At 67.4% G+C, this 21,493-nt stretch carries 18 protein-coding genes; 9 read left to right on the top strand and 9 right to left on the bottom strand.

From position 1 onward, the window contains the following. Both RCO38_RS00910 and RCO38_RS00905 read right to left on the bottom strand, forming a co-directional pair. Positions 1-1,002: a lysylphosphatidylglycerol synthase transmembrane domain-containing protein gene (locus tag RCO38_RS00910; RefSeq protein ID WP_308326424.1), complete on the bottom strand. Its 1,002-nt coding sequence runs from the start codon at positions 1,000-1,002 to the stop codon at positions 1-3. A 74-nt stretch (positions 1,003-1,076) separates the two neighbouring features. Further along, the gene (locus tag RCO38_RS00905; RefSeq protein ID WP_308326423.1) at positions 1,077-1,976 is read right to left on the bottom strand and encodes a LysR family transcriptional regulator; all 900 of its coding nucleotides are present in this window, start codon (positions 1,974-1,976) and stop codon (positions 1,077-1,079) included. A gap of 93 nt (positions 1,977-2,069) precedes the next feature. Between RCO38_RS00905 and RCO38_RS00900 the strand changes: the two genes are divergently transcribed. Then, the gene (locus RCO38_RS00900) at positions 2,070-2,414 is read left to right on the top strand and encodes a protocatechuate 4,5-dioxygenase subunit alpha (RefSeq protein WP_308326422.1); all 345 of its coding nucleotides are present in this window, start codon (positions 2,070-2,072) and stop codon (positions 2,412-2,414) included. Between the two features lie 16 nt (positions 2,415-2,430). Next, complete coding sequence (locus tag RCO38_RS00895) at positions 2,431-3,279, top strand: class III extradiol dioxygenase family protein (RefSeq protein WP_308326421.1); 849 nt, start codon at positions 2,431-2,433, stop codon at positions 3,277-3,279. 399 nt (positions 3,280-3,678) lie between these two features. Here the strand turns inward: RCO38_RS00895 and rpoD are convergent, their stop codons facing one another. Next, positions 3,679-5,991, bottom strand: a complete 2,313-nt coding sequence (rpoD, locus tag RCO38_RS00890; RefSeq protein WP_308326420.1) for an RNA polymerase sigma factor RpoD — start codon at positions 5,989-5,991, stop codon at positions 3,679-3,681. A 301-nt stretch (positions 5,992-6,292) separates the two neighbouring features. Continuing rightward, positions 6,293-8,281, bottom strand: coding sequence for a DNA primase (gene dnaG / locus RCO38_RS00885; RefSeq protein ID WP_308326418.1), 1,989 nt, complete (start codon positions 8,279-8,281; stop codon positions 6,293-6,295). A gap of 44 nt (positions 8,282-8,325) precedes the next feature. On the opposite strand from dnaG, the gene RCO38_RS00880 reads away from it, so the two are divergent. Continuing rightward, positions 8,326-9,972, top strand: a complete 1,647-nt coding sequence (locus tag RCO38_RS00880) for an acyl-CoA synthetase (protein ID WP_308326416.1) — start codon at positions 8,326-8,328, stop codon at positions 9,970-9,972. Here the strand turns inward: RCO38_RS00880 and RCO38_RS00875 are convergent. Beyond that, complete coding sequence (locus RCO38_RS00875; RefSeq protein WP_374694492.1) at positions 9,969-11,813, bottom strand: gamma-glutamyltransferase family protein; 1,845 nt, start codon at positions 11,811-11,813, stop codon at positions 9,969-9,971. The two genes, RCO38_RS00880 and RCO38_RS00875, sit on opposite strands and share 4 nt — an antisense overlap. A gap of 130 nt (positions 11,814-11,943) precedes the next feature. On the opposite strand from RCO38_RS00875, the gene RCO38_RS00870 reads away from it, so the two are divergent. Beyond that, positions 11,944-13,887 carry a GspE/PulE family protein gene (locus tag RCO38_RS00870; protein WP_308326415.1) on the top strand — a complete coding sequence of 648 codons (1,944 nt, stop codon included), beginning with the start codon at positions 11,944-11,946 and terminating at the stop codon, positions 13,885-13,887. A 142-nt stretch (positions 13,888-14,029) separates the two neighbouring features. Here the strand turns inward: RCO38_RS00870 and RCO38_RS00865 are convergent, their stop codons facing one another. Both RCO38_RS00865 and RCO38_RS00860 read right to left on the bottom strand, forming a co-directional pair. Beyond that, on the bottom strand, positions 14,030-14,788 hold the full coding sequence (locus RCO38_RS00865) for a 3-hydroxyacyl-CoA dehydrogenase (RefSeq protein ID WP_308326413.1): 759 nt from the start codon (positions 14,786-14,788) through the stop codon (positions 14,030-14,032). An 89-nt stretch (positions 14,789-14,877) separates the two neighbouring features. Further along, entirely contained in the window at positions 14,878-15,918 is a 1,041-nt protein-coding gene (locus tag RCO38_RS00860; RefSeq protein WP_308326412.1) for an extracellular solute-binding protein, read from the bottom strand. A gap of 48 nt (positions 15,919-15,966) precedes the next feature. On the opposite strand from RCO38_RS00860, the gene RCO38_RS00855 reads away from it, so the two are divergent. Beyond that, a complete protein-coding gene (locus RCO38_RS00855) occupies positions 15,967-16,896 on the top strand; it encodes a patatin-like phospholipase family protein (RefSeq protein ID WP_308326411.1) in 930 nt (309 codons plus the stop codon). A 230-nt stretch (positions 16,897-17,126) separates the two neighbouring features. Here RCO38_RS00855 and RCO38_RS00850 read toward each other — a convergent pair whose 3' ends face one another. Beyond that, positions 17,127-17,669, bottom strand: a complete 543-nt coding sequence (locus RCO38_RS00850) for a phasin family protein (RefSeq protein WP_308326409.1) — start codon at positions 17,667-17,669, stop codon at positions 17,127-17,129. A gap of 229 nt (positions 17,670-17,898) precedes the next feature. Here RCO38_RS00850 and RCO38_RS00845 point away from each other — a divergent pair, with 229 nt between their 5' ends. The 3 genes from RCO38_RS00845 to RCO38_RS00835 all read left to right on the top strand — a co-directional run bounded on the left by RCO38_RS00845 (position 17,899) and on the right by RCO38_RS00835 (position 20,147). Then, positions 17,899-18,867, top strand: a complete 969-nt coding sequence (locus RCO38_RS00845) for a histone deacetylase family protein (protein ID WP_308326408.1) — start codon at positions 17,899-17,901, stop codon at positions 18,865-18,867. Between the two features lie 26 nt (positions 18,868-18,893). Next, a complete protein-coding gene (locus RCO38_RS00840; protein ID WP_308326407.1) occupies positions 18,894-19,346 on the top strand; it encodes an acyl-CoA thioesterase in 453 nt (150 codons plus the stop codon). Between the two features lie 72 nt (positions 19,347-19,418). Beyond that, complete coding sequence (locus tag RCO38_RS00835; RefSeq protein ID WP_308326405.1) at positions 19,419-20,147, top strand: nitroreductase; 729 nt, start codon at positions 19,419-19,421, stop codon at positions 20,145-20,147. 4 nt (positions 20,148-20,151) lie between these two features. On the opposite strand, the gene RCO38_RS00830 is transcribed toward RCO38_RS00835, so the two are convergent. Further along, entirely contained in the window at positions 20,152-20,967 is an 816-nt protein-coding gene (locus RCO38_RS00830; RefSeq protein ID WP_308326404.1) for a hypothetical protein, read from the bottom strand. Positions 20,968-21,141: 174 nt separating this feature from the next. Between RCO38_RS00830 and RCO38_RS00825 the strand changes: the two genes are divergently transcribed. Then, positions 21,142-21,489 carry an FKBP-type peptidyl-prolyl cis-trans isomerase gene (locus tag RCO38_RS00825; RefSeq protein ID WP_066150438.1) on the top strand — a complete coding sequence of 116 codons (348 nt, stop codon included), beginning with the start codon at positions 21,142-21,144 and terminating at the stop codon, positions 21,487-21,489. Positions 21,490-21,493 lie beyond the last annotated feature (4 nt).

Genomic DNA, 21,493 nt, shown 5'->3' with positions numbered 1-21,493 from the left:
TCACGCCGGGTCCGGTGACGGACGCGGACGGAAGAACAGCCCGGTACCGAAGGCCAGCGCATCCGCTCCCATGGAGCACAGGCGCATCACCAGGGCCACGCCCAGCGCGGTTTCGAGGCCGATGGCCGGGCCCATGAGCTGGATCATCACCGCCTCGCGCACGCCGATGCCACCCGGTGACCCGGGCACCAGAAAGCCGGCCGTCCACGACACGGCGAACAGCAGGACCATTTCCAGCAGATTGATCTCGGGGTGCTGGAACAGCTCGGCCGCCAGCAGCTCCACCACGGCCCCGAGCACCACGAAGGAGAAGGCGATCAGACCCGCCACCGCCATGGCCGTGAGCAGACGCGGCTCGGTCAGCAGCTGGCCGCGGCCGAGCTTGCGGCTCAGGCCCGGCAGCAGGCGGTTGACCACCCGCACCGCCAGGAAGGGTGCGATCAGCATGGTGACGGCGACGGCCGCCAGGTACCCCGGGTGGTTGGTGTCCACCAGGCCTTCGTGCAGGTCGTTGACCACGAACAGCAGGGCCGCCACGGCGAAGATGCCGCTGATGCCCAGCACCCAGAAGGTTTCCATGGCCATGGTGGCGATGGTCTTGCCCGCCGGGATGCCGGCCTGGCTGCCGAGCAGCACGCGGCCCGCGAAGTGGCCCACGTTGCCCGGCAGGTATTTGCCCATCTGCGAGACCGCGATGATCTGCAGCGCCTGGCGGTAGGGCAGCTTCACGCCCTGGTCGCGCAGCAGCAGTTGCCACATCAGTGCGATCAGCGGCACGCTGCTGAGGCAGCCCAGCACCGCCAGCGCGATGACGCCGACGGCCGACCAGCCCCATTCAATGGGCGGCAGCTGGTGGAGGTTGTCCCAGAGGTGGTAGCCGAAGTAGCCGCAGGAGGCGAGCAGCAGGGCCAGCGCCAGCCCGCGCAGCAGCCAGTAGCGGGCGGGTCGGGAGGGACGGGGCGCGGCTTCCCCGTTGAGGGTGGACGCAGAGGCGTGGGTCATGTTCTGCGTTCTGCACAGAGTCGAAAGAAGCCCGGGATTTTATCGGGGTGTGTTCCCACGATCCGGTAGTGCGCTCAGGCCACGGGCGGGGTGTTCGAGGCCACCCGCTCGCGCAGCCAGCGGTGGGCGGCATCGTCCTGGTGGCGCCGGTGCCAGATGAGGTACATCGGCAGCGACGGGCAGGGCACGGGCACCTCGCAGCTGCCGAAACCCGCCATGAAGCGTTCGGCCAGCAGCGAGGGCGCGGTCGCCAGCAGCGGGCTGCCGCGCAGGAAGGCGGGCAGGGCGCCGAAGCCCGGCACCATCACCGCAAAGCGGCGGTGCAGGCCGCGGGCTTCAAGCGTGCGGTCCAGGTGCAGGGTGCGACGGGGCTCGTAGACCACGGTGATGTGGTCGGCCGCGAGGTAGTCCTGGAGCGTTGCCGGTGCCGTGCGCAGGCTGGCATCGAAATAGACGACGTAGCGGTCCTCGAACAGGCGCTTCTGCACGATGTCGCTGCCCTCGGGCGGGCGCGGGCTGATCGCCAGGTCGCACACGCCATCGCGCAGCATCTCCAGGCTCGGCACGTCGGACGGGATGATGCGCAGCGCCAGGCCCGGCGCCTGCTCGCGCAGCCGCTGCGCCAGGGCCGGCAGCAGCACCTCGCGCTGGAAGTCGTTGGCCGCGACGGTGACCGTGCCTTTCCAGCGCGCCGGGTCGAAGGCGCCGCTCTGCGCAAAGCCCTGCAGCTGCCGCAGCAGCTCGCGCGCCTGCACCGCCAGCCCCGCCGCGCGGGCCGTGGCGACGATGCCGCGCCCGCTCTTGACGAACAGCGGGTCGCCGGTGATGGCGCGCAGCTTGTCCAGCTGGTGGCTCACCGCCGACTGCGTGACGCCCAGGGACTGCGCCGCGCCGGTGATGCTGCCCGCCTCGACGACGGCCACCAGCAGCTGCAGCAGGCGGGCGTCGAGGTCTGACCAATCGAAATCACTCATGCGTCAGATGATCATTCATCTGTTTATCTTTGGCAATGCGGGCGGAATACTCCGGCTTGACCCACGTCAACCCACCCCACGCAGGAGACATCCATGAGCAAGACCATTCCCGGCACCACGCCGTTCGACGGTGGCGCGGCCCAGAAGGGCTACGCACTGAACAAGATGTGCTTCTCCTTCAACCACAAGGCCAACCGCGATGCGTTCGTGGCCGACCCCGAGGCCTACATGCAGCAGTACGGCCTGAACCAGGAACAGGCCGAGGCGATCCGTTCCAAGCAGGTGCTGGCCCTGATCGCGGCCGGCGGCAACGCCTACTACCTGGCCAAGTTCGCCGGCATCTTCGGGCTGGACATGCAGGACATCGGTGCCCAGCAGACGGGTATGACCAAAGACCAATTCAAAGCCAAGCTCGTGGCTGCGAACGAACAGTGCTGAACCAGGAGACATCAACATGGCACAACTCATCGGTGGCCTGGCCACATCGCACATCCCCGCCATCGGCGGCGCCATCCACAAGGGCAAGCAGAACGAGCCGTACTGGAAGCCCTTCTTCGACGGTTTCCCGCCCATCCACCAGTGGCTGGGCAAGGTCCAGCCCGACGTGGTCGTGGTGTTCTACAACGACCACGGACTGAACTTCTTCCTCGACAAGATGCCGACCTTCGCCGTGGGCGCGGCGGCCACCTACAGCAACGCCGACGAGGGCTGGGGCATCCCGACGCTGCCGCCGATTCCGGGCTGTCCGGATCTGTCCTGGCACCTGATACGCGAGCTGATCGCCAAGGAGTTCGACATCGTGACCTGCCAGGAAATGCTGGTGGACCACGCCTGCACGCTGCCGTTCAAGCTGTTCTGGCCCGAGCACGAGGTGGCACCGGTGCAGATCGTGCCGATCAACATCAACACGGTGCAGTTCCCGCTGCCGACCGCCAAGCGCGTCTACAAGCTGGGCAAGGCGGTGGGCGAGGCGATCCAGAGCTGGGACAGCAGCAAACGTGTGGCGGTGATGGCCACCGGTGGCCTGTCGCACCAGCTGGACGGCGAGCGCGCAGGCTTCATCAACAAGCAGTTCGACCTTCAGTTCCTGGACAGCATGGAGACCAACCCGGAGTGGGCGACGCAGTTCAGCGATCTCGAACTCGTTGAGAAGGCGGGCACGCAGGGTGTGGAGTTGCTGATGTGGCTTGCGATGCGGGCGGCGCTGACGGTGTCCGCGTCGGGTGTGCGCAAGGTGCACAGCAACTACCACATCCCGATTTCCAACACCGCTACTGGCGTGCTGGCGCTGGAGACGGTCTGACCGGTTGTTCCTGTTCTTGCGTTGAAGAGGGGCCGTTTGCGGCCCCTTTTTCGTGCCTGCTTTTGTGGGGTGGTTCGGTGCGCACGGGTGCCCTGCGCCGCTCATGTCCCCCGGCGGCCTGCGGCCGCCTCCTCCTTTACTTCGCTCTGCAGGGCACCCGCACGCACCGAACCGGCGAGGTGGTGGCGCACCACTGTTGGTGAGCCGAAACCTCGTGGTGCCTGAAGCGTCGGGTGTCCGCGCAGCGAAGTAAAGGAGGAGAACCGGCGCAGCCGGTTCGGGGGACATGAGCGGAGTCGGATACCCGGCGATTCAGGCACTGCCCAACCAAGGTGGAGAGCAGAAAGCAAAACGGGAGCCCGAAGGCCCCCGTTCTGCAAAGTGAACCGCTGAAACGGATTACAGCGAATCGATGAAGCTGCGCAGCTTGTCTGAACGGCTCGGGTGCTTGAGCTTGCGCACCGCCTTCGACTCGATCTGACGAATCCGCTCGCGCGTCACGTCGAACTGCTTGCCCACTTCTTCCAGCGTGTGGTCGGTCGACATCTCGATGCCGAAACGCATGCGCAACACCTTGGCTTCGCGCGGCGTCAGGCTGTCCAGGATCTCCTTGACCACCTCGCGCAGACCCGCCTGCATGGCCGCCTCGATCGGCGCCGTGTTGGCCTGGTCCTCGATGAAATCGCCCAGGTGCGAATCGTCGTCGTCGCCGATGGGGGTTTCCATCGAGATCGGCTCCTTCGCGATCTTCATGATCTTGCGGATCTTGTCCTCGGGCATCTCCATCTTCTCGGCCAGGATGGACGCATCGGGCTCGAAGCCGTGCTCCTGCAGGTGCTGGCGGCTGATGCGGTTCATCTTGTTGATGGTCTCGATCATGTGCACCGGGATGCGGATCGTGCGCGCCTGGTCGGCGATCGAGCGCGTGATGGCCTGGCGGATCCACCAGGTGGCGTAGGTCGAGAACTTGTAGCCTCGGCGGTATTCGAACTTGTCCACCGCCTTCATCAGGCCGATGTTGCCTTCCTGGATCAGGTCGAGGAACTGCAGGCCGCGGTTGGTGTACTTCTTCGCGATCGAGATCACCAGGCGCAGGTTGGCCTCGATCATCTCCTTCTTGGCATCGCGCGAATTGGCCTCGCCCTCGTTCATCCGCTTGTGGATGTCCTTGAGGTGGGTCAGCGGCACCACCACGCTGTTCTGGATGGTGATCAGGCCCTGCTGCAGTTCCTGGATCGGCGGGATGTTGCGTTCCATCACCGTGCTCCAGGGTTTGCCGGCCGCAGCCTGCTTCTCCACCCACTTGAGGTTCAGCAGGTTGGCCGGGAAGTCGGCGATGAACTTCTCCTGCGGCATGCCGCACTTGTCCACGATGATGCGGCGCAGCTCGCGCTCCTTCTTGCGCACTTCGTCGACCTGGCCGCGCAGCGTGCTGCACAGCTTCTCGATCGCCTTGGCGGTGAAGCGGATGGTCATCAGCGTTTCGGTGATGGCCTGCTGGGTCTTGATGTACGAGGGCGTGCCGTAGCCTTCCTTGTCGTAGATCTTGTGCAGCTTCTCGAACAGGTTGCGCATGGTGTCGAAGCGCTCCAGCGCTTCGCGCTTGAGTTCTTCGAGCTTGCGCGTCAGGGCCTTGGAGCCGCCCTTGCCATCGTCGTCGTCGGCTTCGTCGTAGTCGTCGAAGTCTTCTTCGGCCACGTAGTCGTCGGCCGCGTCGGCGTCGGCGAAACCGTCGACCACGGTGGAGATGACGACCTTGCCTTCACGGATCTCCTCGGACATGGCCAGCAGTTCGGCGATGGTGGCCGGGCTTTCGCTGATCGCGGCCATCATGTCGTTGAGGCCGCCTTCGATGCGCTTGGCGATCTCGATTTCGCCCTCGCGCGTCAGCAGCTCGACCGTGCCCATCTCGCGCATGTACATGCGCACCGGGTCGGTGGTGCGGCCGAATTCGCTGTCCACGGTGGACAGGGCGGCTTCGGCTTCCTCTTCCGCTTCCTCTTCGGTCGCGGCGGTCGGGCCGGCGTTGGACAGCAGCAGCGTCTCGGCGTCCGGTGTCTGTTCGTAGACCGCGACACCCATGTCGTTGAGCAGCGAGACCACCACTTCCAGCGTCTCGGCCTCGACCAGCTTGTCGGGCAGGTGGTCGTTGATCTCACCGTGCGTCAGGTAGCCGCGCGTCTTGCCCAGCTTGATCAGGGTCTTGAGGCGTTCGCGGCGCAGCTTGGCTTCTTCTTCGGACAGGACGGTTTCGTCCAGGCCGAATTCCTTCATCAGCGCGCGCTCTTTGGCCTTGCTGATCTTCATGCGCAGCGGCTTGACCTTCTCGGCCGGCGCCGCGGGGTCGGCCACTTCCTCGACAACCTCTTCGCCCAGATCCTCTTCGATGTCGCTCAGGTCGGCATCGTCCAGGTCGCTCTCTTCCTTGGCTGCGGCCTTGGGCTTGCGGCCGCGCTTGGCGGCCGGCTTGTCGGCGGCGGCCTTGGCGGGGCGGCCTGGCTTCTTCTTCGCCGGTTCGTCGGCGTCGACGGTGTCGAGTTCTTCGGCCTTGGTCTTGCCGGTCTTGGTGGCTTTGGTGGCGCTCTTGGCGGGGGCTTTGTCGGTCACGGGGGCAGAGGCTTTCTTTTTCGGCTCCGGAGGCGCGGCCTTGGCAGGGGACTTCTGGGCGGCTTTGGTGCTGGGGGCAGGCGTACTGGCTTTCTTCGCGGGCATGGGAACCTCAAAAAACGTCAGGAAAGATACCGGCTGAGACACACAAAAATCGCCAGAATTCCGCCGTGTGGGCGCAAATCCGGTGGTTTTTGTCGGGCGAGTCAAACACTGGGGCCCGCACTTCGCCGGGGAAGGGCGGACCTGCAAGCTGTGTGGGCGAACATTTGGTGTGCAGTCCTTGCGGGGTTCCGTCGGGCCGGGGGCGCCGAGGTGGCCGGGATGTCTGTATCCGAAACCCCTGTGCTGGGGGGTGGCCGGTGCCGGAGGTGCTGCTGTCGCGCTTGCGGTGCAAAACGCGAGATTATACCGCGTGGCCTGAATTCAGTGCTTTCAAGAGTTCGGTCACCCGCTTGAATTCCTCGTATGCCGCGCGATCGCCCTGCTGCGCCAGGGCGGCCAGCTGCTTGGCACGGGTTTCCAGCGCGTCGCGCCGCAGCAACTCCATGACCCCGGCAAGTTCCTCGCGCTCGGCATCGCTGTCGGCTGCGATGGTGGCTTGTTCCACCTCCGCGCAGACATAGGCTTCAAAAACCTGACCCCGCAGGGCTTCACGCAGCGCCGCCCACGACTGCGCGCCGTGTTCGTGCAGCTGTGCTTCCAGCCAGGCGAACACCGGGCCGTGGGGCGGTGGCAGGTGGGCGAGCATCGCGTGGTCGTCGGCCGAGAGACGGTCCCAGGCGGCGGCGTTGGCCAGCAGCAGGCCCACCGCCCGGTCGGTGCGGCTCTTGCTGGCGGTCTGGCGGCCCAGCATGCGGGGCGGCGGTGGCGGGCCCTTGCGCCAGTTGCCACGGCCGCCGCCGCCCCACCCGCCGCGGCTGCGGTTTTCGGCCGGGGCGCTCCAGGCCCCCTGCTCGCGCTGAGCGGGCGGGGCGGGGACGGCGGCCGGGTACTGCACAGGTGCACCGTTGGCCGGCGGCTGGGCCGGGTGCGGGGCCAGCGGCTGACGCTCTTCCCTTGCCCGTCGCGGGCCGCGCTCGTCGCGCTGCCACAGCTGCTGCAGGTCCGGGGTGCCGATGCCGATCTGCTGCGCGAGCTCGCCCAGCAACTGCCGCTTGAGCGCGCCCTCGGGCAGGGCGCCCCACAGCGGGCGGGCCTGGCTCGACAGGCGGGCGCGGCCCTCGGCCGTGCCCAGGTCGCAGTCGGCGCTGGCGGCGTCGACCAGGAACTTCGACAGCGGCAGCGCCTGCTTCACGAAGCTGGCGAAGGCGTCGGCGCCGTGTTCGCGGATGTAGCTGTCCGGGTCGTGCTCGGGCGGCAGGAACAGGAACTTCACGCTGCGCGTGTCGGAGGCCAGCGGCAGGGCGGCGTCCAGCGCCTTGCGCGCCGCGCGGCGGCCGGCGGCGTCGCCGTCGAAGCTGAACACCACGGCGTCGGTGAATCGGAACAGCTTGTGCACGTGGTCAGGCGTGCAGGCCGTGCCCAGCGTCGCCACCGCGTTGGCAAATCCCAGCTGGGCCAGGGCCACCACGTCCATGTAGCCCTCGGTCACCAGGGCGTAGCCGTGCTGGCGGATGGCGGTGCGGGCCTCGAACAGTCCGTACAGCTCCCGGCCCTTGCTGAACACCGGGGTTTCGGGGGAGTTCAGGTACTTGGGCTCGCCCTTGTCGAGCACACGGCCACCGAAGCCGATGCACTCGCCCTTGACATTGCGGATCGGGAACATGATCCGGTCGCGGAAACGGTCGTAGCGCTTCGTCTCGCCGTCCTGGCCTTTTTCGTCCTCGTGCTCGATGACCAGGCCCGACTCGACCAGCAGCGGCTCGCTGTAGTCCGGGAACACGCTGGCCAGGTGTCGCCAGCCCTCGGGCGCATATCCCAGGCCGAACGCCTTGGCGATCTGGCCCGACAGCCCGCGCCCCTTGAGATAGTTCACCGCGCGCGGCGAGGCCTTCAGGTCTTTCTGGTAGGCCTTGGCCGCTTTCTCCAGCACATCGGTCAGCGTGGCCTGCTTCTGGCGCTGCTGGGCGGCGCGCTCGCGTTCGTGCGGCGACACATCGTCTTCGGGCACCTGCAGTCCGACCTGCTGGGCCAGGTCCTTGACGGCCTCAACGAAGTTCATGCCGGCATGTTCCATCAGGAAACCGATGGCGTTGCCGTTGGCCCCGCAGCCGAAGCAGTGGTAGAACTGCTTCGTAGGGCTGACACTGAACGACGGCGATTTTTCGCCGTGGAACGGGCACAGCCCCATGAAGTTGGCACCGCCTTTCTTCAGCTGGACGTAGCGTCCCACCACGTCGACCACATCGACGCGGTTGAGCAGTTCCTGGATGAAAGATTGCGGTATGGCCACCGGGCTATTCTCGCCCAACGACCCTTCTGAACACGGAGAAACGCATGACGAGCATCTACGACCAGGACCTGCCCCGCAACGAAGCCAACTTCGCGCCGATCTCGCCGCTGTCTTTCATCGAGCGCACCGCCGAGGTCTATCCCGACAGGCTGGCCATCGTGCATGGCAGCCTGCGCCAGACCTGGGCCCAGACCTATGCCCGCACCCGCCAGCTGGCCAGCGCGTTGCAAAAGGCCGGCATCGGCAAGAACGACACGGTGGCGGTGATGCTGCCCAACACACCGCCGATGGTGGAGGCCCACTTCGGCGTGCCGATGGCGGGTGCGGTGCTCAACGCGCTCAACACCCGGCTGGACCCGGAAGCCATCGCCTTCATGCTCGACCACGGTGAGGCCAAGGCCGTGATCGTCGACCCCGAGTTCGCCGGCACCATGGCCAAGGCGCTCAAGCTGCGCCAGGCCACCACACCGCTGCTGGTGATCGACGTGCAGGATGCCCTGTTCACTGGCGAGAGCCAGACCATCGGCGGCACCACCTACGAGGCCTTCATCGCCGGCGGCGACCCAGGCTTCGCCTGGCAGCTGCCCGGCGACGAGTGGGACGCCATCGCGCTGAACTACACCAGCGGCACCACCGGCAACCCCAAGGGTGTGGTCTACCACCACCGCGGAGCGGCCATGAACGCGATCAGCAACATCCTCGAATGGGACATGCCCAAGCACGCGGTGTACCTCTGGACGCTGCCCATGTTCCACTGCAACGGCTGGTGCTTCCCCTGGACGGTGGCGGCACGCGCGGGCGTCAACGTGTGCCTGCGTCGTGTGGAGGCCCAGACCATCTTCGACCTGATGCGCGCGCACGGCGTCACGCACTATTGCGGCGCGCCCATCGTGCAGGGCCTGCTGGTGAATGCGCCGGCGGCGATAAAGGAAGGCATTCCCGCGGGCGTCAAGGCCATGGTTGCCGGCGCGGCGCCGCCGGCCTCGATGATCGAGGGCATGGAGCAGATGGGCTTTGACCTGACCCATGTGTATGGCCTGACCGAGGTCTACGGACCGGCCACGGTGTGCGCCAAGCACGACGCCTGGAACGCGCTCGACATCGGCGAGCGTGCCCGGCTGAACGCGCGTCAGGGCGTGCGCTACCACCTGCAGCGCGACGTGCGCGTGCTCAACCCGGAGACCATGCAGCCGGTGCCGCAGGACGGCGAGACCATGGGCGAGATCATGTTCAAGGGCAACATCGCCATGAAGGGTTACCTCAAGAACCCGAAGGCGACGCAGGAGGCCTTTGCCGGCGGCTGGTTCCACAGCGGCGACCTGGCGGTGCAGTACGCCGACGGCTACTTCAAGATCAAGGACCGCAGCAAGGACATCATCATCTCGGGCGGCGAGAACATCTCTTCCATCGAGGTGGAAGACGTGCTGTACCGCCACCCCGACGTGCTGGCCGCCGCGGTGGTGGCACGGCCCGACCCGAAGTGGGGCGAGACGCCCTGCGCGTTCGTCGAGCTGAAGTTCGGCGCGCAGACCACGCCCGAGGACATCGTGAAGCACTGCAAGCAGCACCTGGCCGGCTTCAAGGTGCCGCGCTACGTGGTGTTTGGCGAGCTGCCCAAGACCAGCACCGGCAAGATCCAGAAGTTCGAGCTGCGCAAGCGGGCCGGGTCGGCCAGCGCGATCGACGTTTAGTCCCCGGCCACCACTCCCTCGCGCCGCGGGTCGGCGCCGCCGAGCCACACCGGTCGGCCGCCCTTGGTCCCGCGCTGGATCGCCTGCAGGCCGCTGGGCATGGCGGTTTCGCTGACCGTGTGGCCTTTGGCCTGCAGCGCCTGCACCGTCGCCGCCGGAAAGCGGCTCGCTTCCAGCATCACCGGGCCGCCCAGCGTGCCGAAGTTCGGCAAATCAATGGCCGCCTGGGGCGTCAGGCCGCCGCCCAGTGTGCCCAGCAGCGTCTTGGCCGTGAAGTGGATGATGAGCGCGCCTCCCGGGCTGCCCGCGCTCATCAGCAACTGGCCCGTGGCCTTGTCGAACACCAATGTCGGTGACATCGAAGAGCGCGGCCGCTTGCCCGGCTCCACCCGGTTGGCGATGGGCTGGCCCTGGGCATCGGTCGGGGCAAAGCTGAAGTCGGTGAGCTGGTTGTTCAGCAGGAAGCCGCCGCTGCGGCCCTGTCCGGTGTTCACCATCAGGCGCGATCCGAAGCCGGCCTCGATGGTGGTGGTCATGGCCAGCGCGTTCCCGAAGCGGTCCACGATGCTGATGTGGCTGGTGCCGTACTCCGGCTGGATGGGCATGGGCGCGTGGGCCAGTGGCGCACCGCCAGGACGACCCGGGCCGACCTGCGGCGCGCGGGCCGGCGTGATCATGCGCGCGCGTTCGTCCAGGTAGGCCGGCTGCAGCAGGCTGTCCCAGCGGCCGGCCGGGGCGGCCACGAAGTCCGGATCGGCCAGGTACTGCGCCCGGTCCGCAAACGCCAGGCGCGAGGCTTCCATGTAGGCATGCAGCCAGTCGGCGCCGGGCGCTGTGTGCAGCGGCGCGGCGCCGTGCGGCGTGCGGGCCAGCAGCCCCAGTATCTGCCCGACCGCGATGGCGCCCGAGCTGGGCGGCGGAAATCCGCAGATGCGCAGCGCCCGGGCCGCCGCCCTGTGGTCCATGCACAGGGCTTCACGCTCGCGGGGCTGGTAACGCGCCAGGTCGTCCAGCGACAGCGTGCCGGGTGCCGATGGATGCTGGCGCACCTTGTCCACGATGGCCTGCGCCACCCGGCCCTCATGCAGCGCCCTCGGACCCAGCGTCGCGATCTCGCGCAGCACGGCCGCCAGCTCGGGGTTCTTCAGCAGATGGCCAACCGGGTGCGGCGTGCCGTCGGGGCGGTAGAAATGGGCGGTGGCCACCGGGTCGGCCTTGAGCGCGCTTTCGGCCGCCAGCAGCGTGTGCAGTCGCGGGCTGACGGCAAAACCCTGCTCGGCCAGCGCGATGGCCGGTTCGAACAGCTTGGCCCAGGGCAGCCGGCCATGCTGGCGGTGGGCGAGCGCGAGCATGGCGACAGCGCCCGGCGTGCCCACCGAACGGCCGGAGGCGACCGCGTCCATGAAAGGCAGCGGCTTGCCGTCGCCGGCCAGAAAGAGCTGGGAGGTGGCGCCCGCGGGTGCGGTCTCGCGCCCGTCGAAGGCCTGCACACGGCGGCCGTCGTGGTGCAGCAGAAAGGCGCCACCGCCGATGCCGCTGGACTGCGGTTCCACCAGGGTGAGCACCATCTGCACGGCAATGGCTGCGTCCACCGCGCTGCCGCCGGCCCGCAGCACCTGCAATCCGGCCTCGGCGGCAAGCGGGTTGGCGGCCGCCACCGCCTGCAGGGCGAACTCCCAGCCGGGTTTGGACTGCAGGCCAGAAGCCAATTCGGGCTGTGCCGGTGACGATGCCACGCCGGTCAACCGGTGCGTGTCCGTCGATCCGGCACAGGCCCCCATGATCGCGCCGACGGCAAGGATGAGCACGAGCCGAACCGGTGCAGGTGTGCGGTCTTTCATGGAAAGGTTCATCGTGTGGTCCTCTGTGGTGGCGGTCGCACAGGCGCTTGCCCATGGTCAAACCGCAGCGACGCTCCCTGGGGTATCTTGACCATAACGGCAAGTCGCTTCGACCACAAGGAAAACGCTGATGACACAGATGCCTCCCGCTGCCTCGCCGTCCCCCGCCCCGAGCGCCTCGACGCCAGGACCGGTGCACAACCTCCCGCAACTGATGCAGGCCATCGAGTGGCAGCACCGCTGGCCCATCCTCAGCCTGCGCGAGGCCTTGTTGCAGCTGCGCATCCTCGACCACGGGACCGTGGCAGCCCTGGAAGCCGAGGACCCCGATCTGTGCCGGTCGCGCTGCCACGAGCTGGTCACCCGGCTGCTGCTGACCGACGAGGAGCTGCACCGGGCGCTGGCCCGGGTGGCCGGAGTTGTGGAGATCGAGGCACTGGGTTTCGAGGTCGCGCGTGGCGCATTCGACATCCTTCCCCTGCGACTGGCCCACACCCATACCGTGCTGCCGCTGGGCATGGCCGCCGACCAGTTCTTCGTGGCGTCCTGGGCGCCTACCAGCGAAGCGCTGCGACGTACGCTCTGCTCTTCGACGGGACACACCGTGGCGCTGGTCTGGGCCAGTCGCGAAGCGATCGAGCGGCGGCTGGAGGTGCAGGACCGGGTCGAACGCGCGGCCCAGGCGCACAGCGCGCCGGTCATCGTCGACGAGGCGCGCCGGCGACTGTCGGCGCAGGGCGAGGTCGACGTGGTGGGGCATGCGCTGGTGGACGACCTGGTGATGCAGGCGATGGTGGAGGTCGGCTCGGCGGCCGAGTCCGAGCAGATGGCTTCGGCCAGCGAGTCGGCCGGCATGGTGCGCCTGGTCAACCAGATGATCACCGAGGCGCAGCGCGTGCATGCTTCCGACATCCACATCGAGTCCAACCCCGGGGAGGCGCTGACAGCCATCCGTTTTCGCCGCGACGGCGATCTCGAGCCCTACCTGTGGCTGCCCGCGAAGCTGCGCGCGCCGCTGGTGTCGCGCATCAAGATCATGGCGCGGCTGGACATCGCCGAGCGGCGGCGCCCGCAGGACGGCAAGATCGACTTCGCCGAATTCGGCGGGCCCGCACTGGAACTGCGGGTGGCGGTGATGCCCACCCACGACGGCCTGGAAGACGTGGTGCTGCGCCTGCTCGAATCGGCCAAACCCATCGCATTGCCGCGGCTGGGCCTGCAACCGCGCGACCTGGAGACCATCGCCTCTTTCTCGCGGCGCAGCTTCGGCATGGTGCTGGCGGTGGGGCCGACCGGCTCGGGCAAGACCACCACGCTGCATTCGATGCTGGCCGAGGTCAACACAGCCGACAAGAAGATCTGGACCGCCGAGGACCCGATCGAGATCACGCAGGCCGGGCTGCGCCAGGTCCAGATGAACGCCAGGATCGGCCTGACCTTCGCCAGCGCCATGCGCAGCTTCCTGCGCGCCGATCCGGACATCATCATGATCGGCGAGATCCGCGACGCCGAGACGGCCAAGATCGCCATCGAGGCCTCGCTGACAGGGCACCTGGTGCTCTCGACGCTGCACACCAACAACGCCTGCGAGAGCGTGGTGCGCCTGCTGGACCTGGGCATGGACCCGATGAACTTCGCCGACTCGCTGCTGGGACTGGTGGCCCAGCGCCTGGTGCGGGCGCTGTGCACGCACTGCTCACAGCCCGGGCCGCTGGATGCCGCCGCCTGGACAGCGCTGCTGGAGGAGTACCGCGAAGGCAGTGAGCTCGGACTGGCCCAGGCGCAGGAGCGCCTGCTGGCGGCCGCGGGCGCGGCAACCCCAGGCGAGGTCGTGGTGCGCCACGCGGCGGGTTGCGACCACTGCGGCGGCAAGGGCTACAAGGGCCGCCTGGGGGTCTACGAGATTCTGCAGAACAGCCGGGCCATCCGGCAACTGATCCAGGCCCGCGCCAGGCCGACCGAGATCTTCGATGTGGCGGTGCGCGAGGGCATGCGCAGCCTGCGCCACGATGCCCTGGAGAAGGTGGTGCAGGGCCGCATCGACCTCAAGCAGGCCCGCACAGCCTATCGCTGAGCCCGCCAGAAGCTCGGCATGGTCAGGGAAGAACCCTCTGGCGCAAGACATCCCGCCCAGGATGCGGTGGAACCGGCTTTGCCGGGCCACTCGCATCGCCCCCTGGAGGGGGGCGCGCGAAGCGCGGCGGGGGTGGGCCTTGTCAGCGAGGGGCGAGGCGGATCGCGCCGTCCAGGCGGATCACCTCGCCGTTGAGCATGTCGTTCTCGATGATGTGCCTGGCGAGCTTGGCGTAGTCCTGGGGCGTGCCCAGGCGGCTGGGGAAGGGCACGCTGGCGGCCAGCGCATCCTGCACCTCCTGCGGCATGCCGAACAGCATGGGGGTGCCGAAGATGCCGGGGGCAATGGTCATGTTGCGGATGCCGTTGCGGGCCAGGTCGCGCGCGATGGGCAGCGTCATGCCGACCACACCGCCCTTGGACGCGGCGTAGGCCGCCTGGCCGATCTGGCCGTCGTACGCGGCCACGCTGGCCGTGCTGATCATGACGCCGCGCTCGCCCGTGGCCTCAGGCTCGTTCTTGCACATGGCGTCGGCGGCAAGGCGGATCATGTTGAAGCTGCCCACCAGGTTGACCATGATGGTCTTGGTATACACGGCCAGCGAGTGCGCGCCGTTCTTGCCCACGGTCTTTTCGGCCGGTGCGATGCCGGCGCAGTTGACCAGGCCCATGAGCTTGCCCAGCGACACCGCCTTGGCCACCACGGCCTGACCGTCGGCCTCGTTGCTCACGTCGCACTTGACGAAGGCGCCGCCGATCTCCTTGGCGACCGCTTCGCCTTTTTCGATCTGCATGTCGGCGATCACGACGGTGCCGCCGTTGGCGGCCAGCATGCGCGCCGTGCCTTCACCGAGGCCCGATGCGCCGCCGGTGACGATGAAAACCTTGCCTGCAATCTCCATGTGCTGCTCCTCGAAGGGTGGAATTGACGTTAACGTAAACGTCAATTATCGCCCACAAAAAAGCCCGCGAAAAGCGGGCTTTCAGGCGATCACTTGTACCCGACGCGGTCCAGCATCTGCTGCACCTTCACCATGTTCTTGGCCACCACGCCCAGCGGAATCTGCTCGGCCTTGAAGTTGTCACCACCGATCGACTTGAGGGCCGCGTTCTCGATCTTCACGCCCTTGGCGGCCGCAAACTCGTTGTTGCCGTTGGCGAAGTAGTCCTGTGCATACGGGCTGGACAGGTACTCCATGAAGACGATGGCGTTGTCTTTGTTCTTGGCGTGCTTGGCCACGGCGGCTCCGGCGATGTTGACGTGCGTGCCGGTCGTGCCCTGGTTGGGGAACACCACCTTCACCTTCTCCATCACTTCCTTCTCGTCGGCCTTGCTGGACTTGACCAGGCGTGCGACGTAGTACGTGTTGGTGATGGCCACGCCGCATTCACCGGACGCCACGGCCTTGATCTGGTCGGTATCGCCACCCTTGGGTGCGCGCGCCATGTTATCGACCAGGCCCTTGAGCCAGGCTTCGCCCTTGGCGTCGCCCAGGCGCTCGACCACGGTCGAGAACAGCGAGAGGTTGTAGGGGTGCGAGCCGGAACGGGTGCACAGCAGACCCTTGAGCTTGGGGTCGGCCAGCTGTTCGTAGGTGGCGACGTCGGCGGCCTTGACGCGCAGCGGGTCGTACACGATCACTCGGGCACGGGTGGAGAAGCCGGTCCAGGTCACGCCCTCGCCGGTGGCGTCGGCACGCAGGTTGGCCGGGATTGCGGCGTCCAGCTTGGCAGACTTGATCGGAAGGAACAGGCCGTCCTTGTCGGCACTGGCCATGCGGGCGGCGTCCACGAGCATGATCACGTCGGCCGGCGAAGCGCTGCCTTCGGCCTTGAGGCGGGCCACGATGCCGGCGTCGTCGGCGTCCACCCGGTTGATCTTGATGCCCGTCGTCTTGGTGAAGTTCTCGTACATCGCCTCGTCTGTCTGGTAGTGGCGGGCGGAGTACAGGTTCAGGACCTTGTCCTGGGCCAGGGCGTTCAGGGACGTGGCGGCAGCCAGGACAATCGGGAGCACGGCGAGTTGGCGCATGGGTTGTCTTTCAGGGTGGGGAATGAATTGCGGCGGATGCTAACACAAATGCGAATGGTTCTTGATAAGAGATTCTTGATCTGGGTCAATGCCCTGGTGCTGGCGTTGCTGGCTGGTTGTTCGACCGTGGCACCGCCCACGCAGCCACCGGTGGTGACCCCGCCCGTGGTGGAGGCGCCCCAGCGGCCACCCAGGCTGGGACTGGCGCTGGGTGGCGGCGCGGCGCGCGGTTTCGCCCATGTGGGCGTGATCCAGGTGCTGGAGGCGAACGGCATCCGCCCCGATGTGGTCGCCGGCACCTCCGCCGGCAGCTTGGTGGCGGCGCTCTACGCCAGCGGCAAGGGCGCGGCCGAACTCGAGCGTGTGGCGCAGGGCATGGACGAGGCGCTGCTGACGGACTGGACCATGCCCCTCGCCAGCCGTGGCCTGCTGCGGGGCGAGGCGTTGGCGCGCTATGTGCGGCAGGCGGTGGACGGCAGGCTGATCGAGCAGATGGCGCTGCCGCTGGGCATCCTGGCGACCGATCTGTCCAACGGCAGCGGCGTGCTGTTCCGCCGGGGCGACACCGCGCAGGCGGTGCGCGCGTCCAGCGCGGTGCCAGGGGTGTTCAACCCGGTATCGATCTCCGGTCGGGAGTACGTTGACGGTGGCCTGGTGGCGCCGGTGCCGGTGCGGCAGGCGCGAGAGATGGGGGCCGAGGTGGTGCTGGCGATCGACATTTCGGCCGATCCGCAGGACATCCCCGCCGGGGGCCTGTTCAGCCTGCTGCCCAAGACCACGGCGATCATGGGGCAGAGCATCAACCGGCTGGAGCTGTTGCGTGCCGACGTGGTCGTGCGGCCTGCTCTGGCGGGGGTGGGCAGCGCCGATTTCGCCTCGCGCCAGCGATCCATCGAAGCGGGCCGGGCCGCGATGCTGGTGGCTTTGCCCAGGCTCAAACAACTGCTGGCCAGGGGGCGGCCGGTGGAACCCCACTGATCACCTGGCCGGCCGGGCTCAGGCCCATAAAAAAAGCCCTCACTTTGCAGCGAGGGCTTGAAGGGGTCCGATGAAATCGGGATTTCGAAAAGGACCCGAGGAGACAACCAGAAAAACGGTCTGAGGGTTCAGCGCCGCCTTCACAGGTCTGGCGCTAGTCTGCTTGAGTTCAATGGTATCGGCCTTGATCGAAGTCAAAGGCCGGAACATTCGCAGAAACCCGGTGTTGTTCAACGCTTCTTGGCGGCGGCCTTGGTGGCGGTCACGGCCTGGGCGGTGACGGTGTTGAAGTTGGCTTCGGCCATTTCGGTGGCCTGCTTGACGGCCTTCTGCACCGACTCCATGGCGTTGTTGGCGGCGGACACGGCGCTCTTCATCACGGCCACGGCGGTTTCCGAACCGGCGGGAGCGTTCTTGGCGGCGTTGTCGACGACGGCCATGAACTTCTTCTGGGCGTCGACGGCCTGGGCTTCAGCGGCCTTGCCGAACTCGGCACCGGTGCCCGAAGCGATGTCGTACAGGTGACGGCTGTAGGCCACGGTCTTCTCTGCCAGGGGCTGCATCAGGCTGGCTTGCAGGGTCAGCAGTTCCTGGGCGTCCTTGACGGACAGCAGGGCCTGGGCGCTGTTGGCGGACTCGCTCAGGGCGGCCTTGGTGGCTTGCACGTTCAGCTCGACCAGCTTTTCAACGCCTTCGAAGGCTTTCTGGGTCAGGCCGAAGAGGGTTTCGATGTTGGCTTTCTGGGCGGCAACGATCTGTTCAGCGGTCAACATTTTTTAGCTCCTGTAGAGGGTTTTAAAGGGTAGTTGAAGGCTGCTTCGAGAACACCGCGCTGTCTGGACGCTGTTGTTTTCGTTCGCTTTGCTGCGCTGCAACATGACTTGAATTATAGAGACTGGCCGGGCGGGCGCAAGGGTTTTTTGTTGCGCTGCAGCAATCTAGATGCGGTTTTCTAAAACCGGTCTGCCACGGCTGGATTTCTTGCTCCGGCCACAATGCGCCGTGCACGTCTTCTACGCCGACCATTTCATCCTGCCGCTGCCCGTGGGGCACCGGTTTCCCATGGCCAAGTACGGGCGCCTGCGCGAGCGGCTGGCGGCCGAGTGCCCGCAGATCCGGCTGGGCCAGGCCCTGCCGGCCAGCGACGGCGAACTGGCGCTGGTGCACACGCCGGCCTACATCCAGGCGGTCCAGACCGGCACGCTGAGCGCCGCCGCCCAGCGCGAGATCGGCTTTCCCTGGAGCCCCGCCATGGCCGAGCGAGCGCGGCGCTCGGTCGGTGCCACCATCCAGGCCTGCCGCGCCGCGATGTCGGGCGAAGGCCTGGCCGCCAACATCGCAGGTGGCACGCACCATTCCTACGCCGACAAGGGCAGTGGCTTCTGCGTGTTCAACGACGCCGCCGTGGCCGCACGCCTGATGCAGGCCGAACACGCGCGGCAGCACCGGGCGCGCGGGCCATTGAAAGTGTCCATCATCGATCTCGATGTGCACCAGGGCAACGGCACGGCGCGCATCTTTGCCAGCGACGACTCGGTGTTCACGCTCTCGCTGCACGGCGAAAAGAACTTCCCGTTCCGCAAGGAGCCGAGCGACCTGGACGTGGAGCTGCCCGACGGCACCGGCGATGCCGCCTACCTGGAGGCGCTGGAGCGTGCGCTGGACGAACTGGCACACCGCTTCGACCCGGGTCTTGTCATTTACCTGGCCGGAGCCGACCCGCACGAAGGAGACCGCCTCGGACGGTTGAAGCTCACGTTCGACGGGCTGGAGGCGCGCGACCGGCGGGTGATGGACTGGGCCTGGCAGCGCCGCCTGCCGCTGGCCTTTGCCATGGCCGGCGGCTACGGCACCGACATGGAGGCCACGGTGCAGGTGCAGATGAACACTTACCGGGTGGCACTCGGGTACCACGACCGCTGGGCGGCGGCCGCCCGGGATGGGGAACGCGCGGCGGCGACAGCCGCCTGAAGGCCGCGCAGGCAGAATCCGCCGCCATGAACGCTGCCGCCACCCCCGCTCCACGTCCCCAGGCCCTGCCGCGCGATCACTACCGCGTGTTCCGCGCCATCGGCACGCGCTGGATGGACAACGACGTCTACGGCCATGTCAACAACGTCGTCTACTACAGCTGGTTCGACACCGCGGTCAACGCCTGGCTGATCGAGCAGGGCGCGCTGGACATCCATGCCGGTGGCGTGATCGGGCTGGTGATCGAGACCCAGTGCAACTACTTCGCGCCGCTGGCTTTTCCGCAGACCATCGAAGCCGGTCTGCGGGTGGCGCACCTGGGCAGTTCCAGCGTGCGCTACGAGGTCGGTCTGTTCGCCCAAGGCGAGCCGAAGGCAGCGGCCTGTGGCCACTTCATCCATGTGTACGTGGACCGCGAAACCCGCCGGCCCGTCCCCTTGCCCGAGAAACTCAAGGCCACCCTGCAAACCCTCATCTGACCGCCGGCCAACGCAGGGCGGCACCGCTTGCCATAATTGACGTTGACGTAAACGTCACATACAGGAGACATCATGAGCCACAACCCGCCTGCCGCCTCTCCGGTGATCGATGCCGCCAGCGTCGATGCCGCCATCACCAGCCGCATGTCGGCGCGCGCCTTCCTGCCCCAGCCTGTGCCGCGCGCCACGCTGGAGCACCTGCTGGAGGTGGCCTCTCGCGCGCCGTCGGGCACCAACACCCAGCCTTGGAAGGTTTATGTGCTGCAAGGCGCCAGCCGAGACGGTCTGGTGGAGAAATGCTGCGCCGCGCACGACGCCCTGCGCGCCGACCCGTCGCTGGCCGAGCAGTATCGAGAGGAATACGACTACTACCCGACGCAGTGGGTCAGCCCCTACATCGACCGCCGGCGCGAGAACGGCTGGAGCCTGTATGGCCTGCTGGGCATCACCAAGGGCGACAAGGACAAAATGCACGCCCAGCACCAGCGCAACTTCAGGTTCTTCGACGCACCGGTGGGCCTGATGTTCACGCTGGACAGGGTCATGGGCCGCGGTTCGCTGGTGGACTACGGCATGTTCCTGCAGAACCTCATGGTCGCCGCGCGCGGCCACGGCCTGCACACCTGCCCGCAGGCGGCCTGGAACGGCTTCGCGAAGATCATCCTGCCGCACATCGGCGCGGGCGACAACGAGATGCTGGTCTGCGGCATGGCACTGGGCTACGCCGACCCGGCCGACAAGGTGAACGGGTTCGTCACACCCCGCGAGCCGGTGGCAAGCTTCACGCACTGGCTGGAGTGAAGGGTCAATAGGGGTCCGGCACATACCCCCGGTTCGCGCCCGGGAAGGCGCTGGGCCGGTCGCGCCAGCGGCGGCGCTCCGGAGGGATCACGCCGAGCGCGATGAGGTTCTCACGGCTGTCGTATCGGATGCGGATGACCTCGTCCGGCCGGCTGCTGCGGCGCTCGAAGTCGGTCTCGCCGACGCGGTCGCGTTCACGGTCCCCATGGCCGGTGCCCAGCTGAGGTCCCGCCTGGGCGCTGCCATGCGAACGTTCCTGCAGCTGCGGGCTGGACTTGCTGCCCGAGCGGGGCTCGCTGCGGTCGAACGGCGGGAAGGGCGGCAGCGGCGGGCGCGGCAGATGGAAGGCCTCGCGCTCGCGGAACACCGCGACGCCGATCACGCCCACGTCGTCCGGCCGCCCGGTGCGCGCGGCGTAGGAGCGAGAGTGGCGCGTGAACTCGAAGGCCGCGATCTCGCGCTTGCTCTTGCGCCAGCCCGCCACGTCGTAGCGCTGCATGGGTTCCAGCACGTAGCCGGCCTGGTCGAAGTCGGCGGTCTCGCCGGTGATCACGTTCACCCCGTCCACCGACACCACGTTGAGCAGACGCTCGCGGCTGTCGTTGAGCAGTTCGATGGCATAGCGGGCGCCGGGTTCGCCCGCCACCCAGAGCTCGCCGCGGAAACGGTAGACCGGCAGCACCGCGTCGCGGTCGCGGTCGACCACCCGCACGTCGGTCAGGCGTCCCTCGGCCATGGCCGGCAACGCGGTGAGCAGGACCGAGCCGGCAAGGGCGCCCAGCGCCAGGCGGCGGGAAAGCAGGGGGATGGAGGTGGTCATCGTGGGTCTCCTGGGACCGGTGGTTGCGAGGACTGCAGTACACCGCCGCCGCGTCAACGTTTGCCCCATGCCGTGCAAAGCCTGTGTAAACAGGTGTTTGAAGTGGTGCCAGCGCCGGGGCGGTGCGGGGCTGGAATAATCGGCCTTCCGTTTTTTTCAACCCGAGGACACACCATGATCACCACCCCCAGCGGCCTGCAGTACGAAGACACCACCGTCGGCAACGGCGAGGTCGCCCAGGCCGGCCGCCGTGTGCAGGTGCACTACACCGGCTGGCTCTACAACGACGGCGTGCAGGGCGCCAAGTTCGACTCCAGCAAGGACCGCGGCCAGCCCTTCGAATTTCCGCTCGGCGCCGGCCATGTGATCAAGGGCTGGGACGAAGGCGTGCAGGGCATGGCCGTCGGCGGCACGCGCCGCCTGGTGATCCCGGCCGCGCTGGGTTATGGCGCGCGCGGTGCTGGCGGCGTGATTCCGCCCAACGCCACCCTGCTGTTCGAAGTCGATCTGCTGGCGGTCTGAGCAC

It is taken from the genome of Hydrogenophaga pseudoflava (genome assembly GCF_031020795.1).
Lineage (GTDB): Bacteria > Pseudomonadota > Gammaproteobacteria > Burkholderiales > Burkholderiaceae_C > Hydrogenophaga > Hydrogenophaga pseudoflava_A.
The sequence above is the reverse complement of the archived record's forward strand: the minus strand, read 5'-3'. Positions and strand labels throughout refer to the sequence as shown.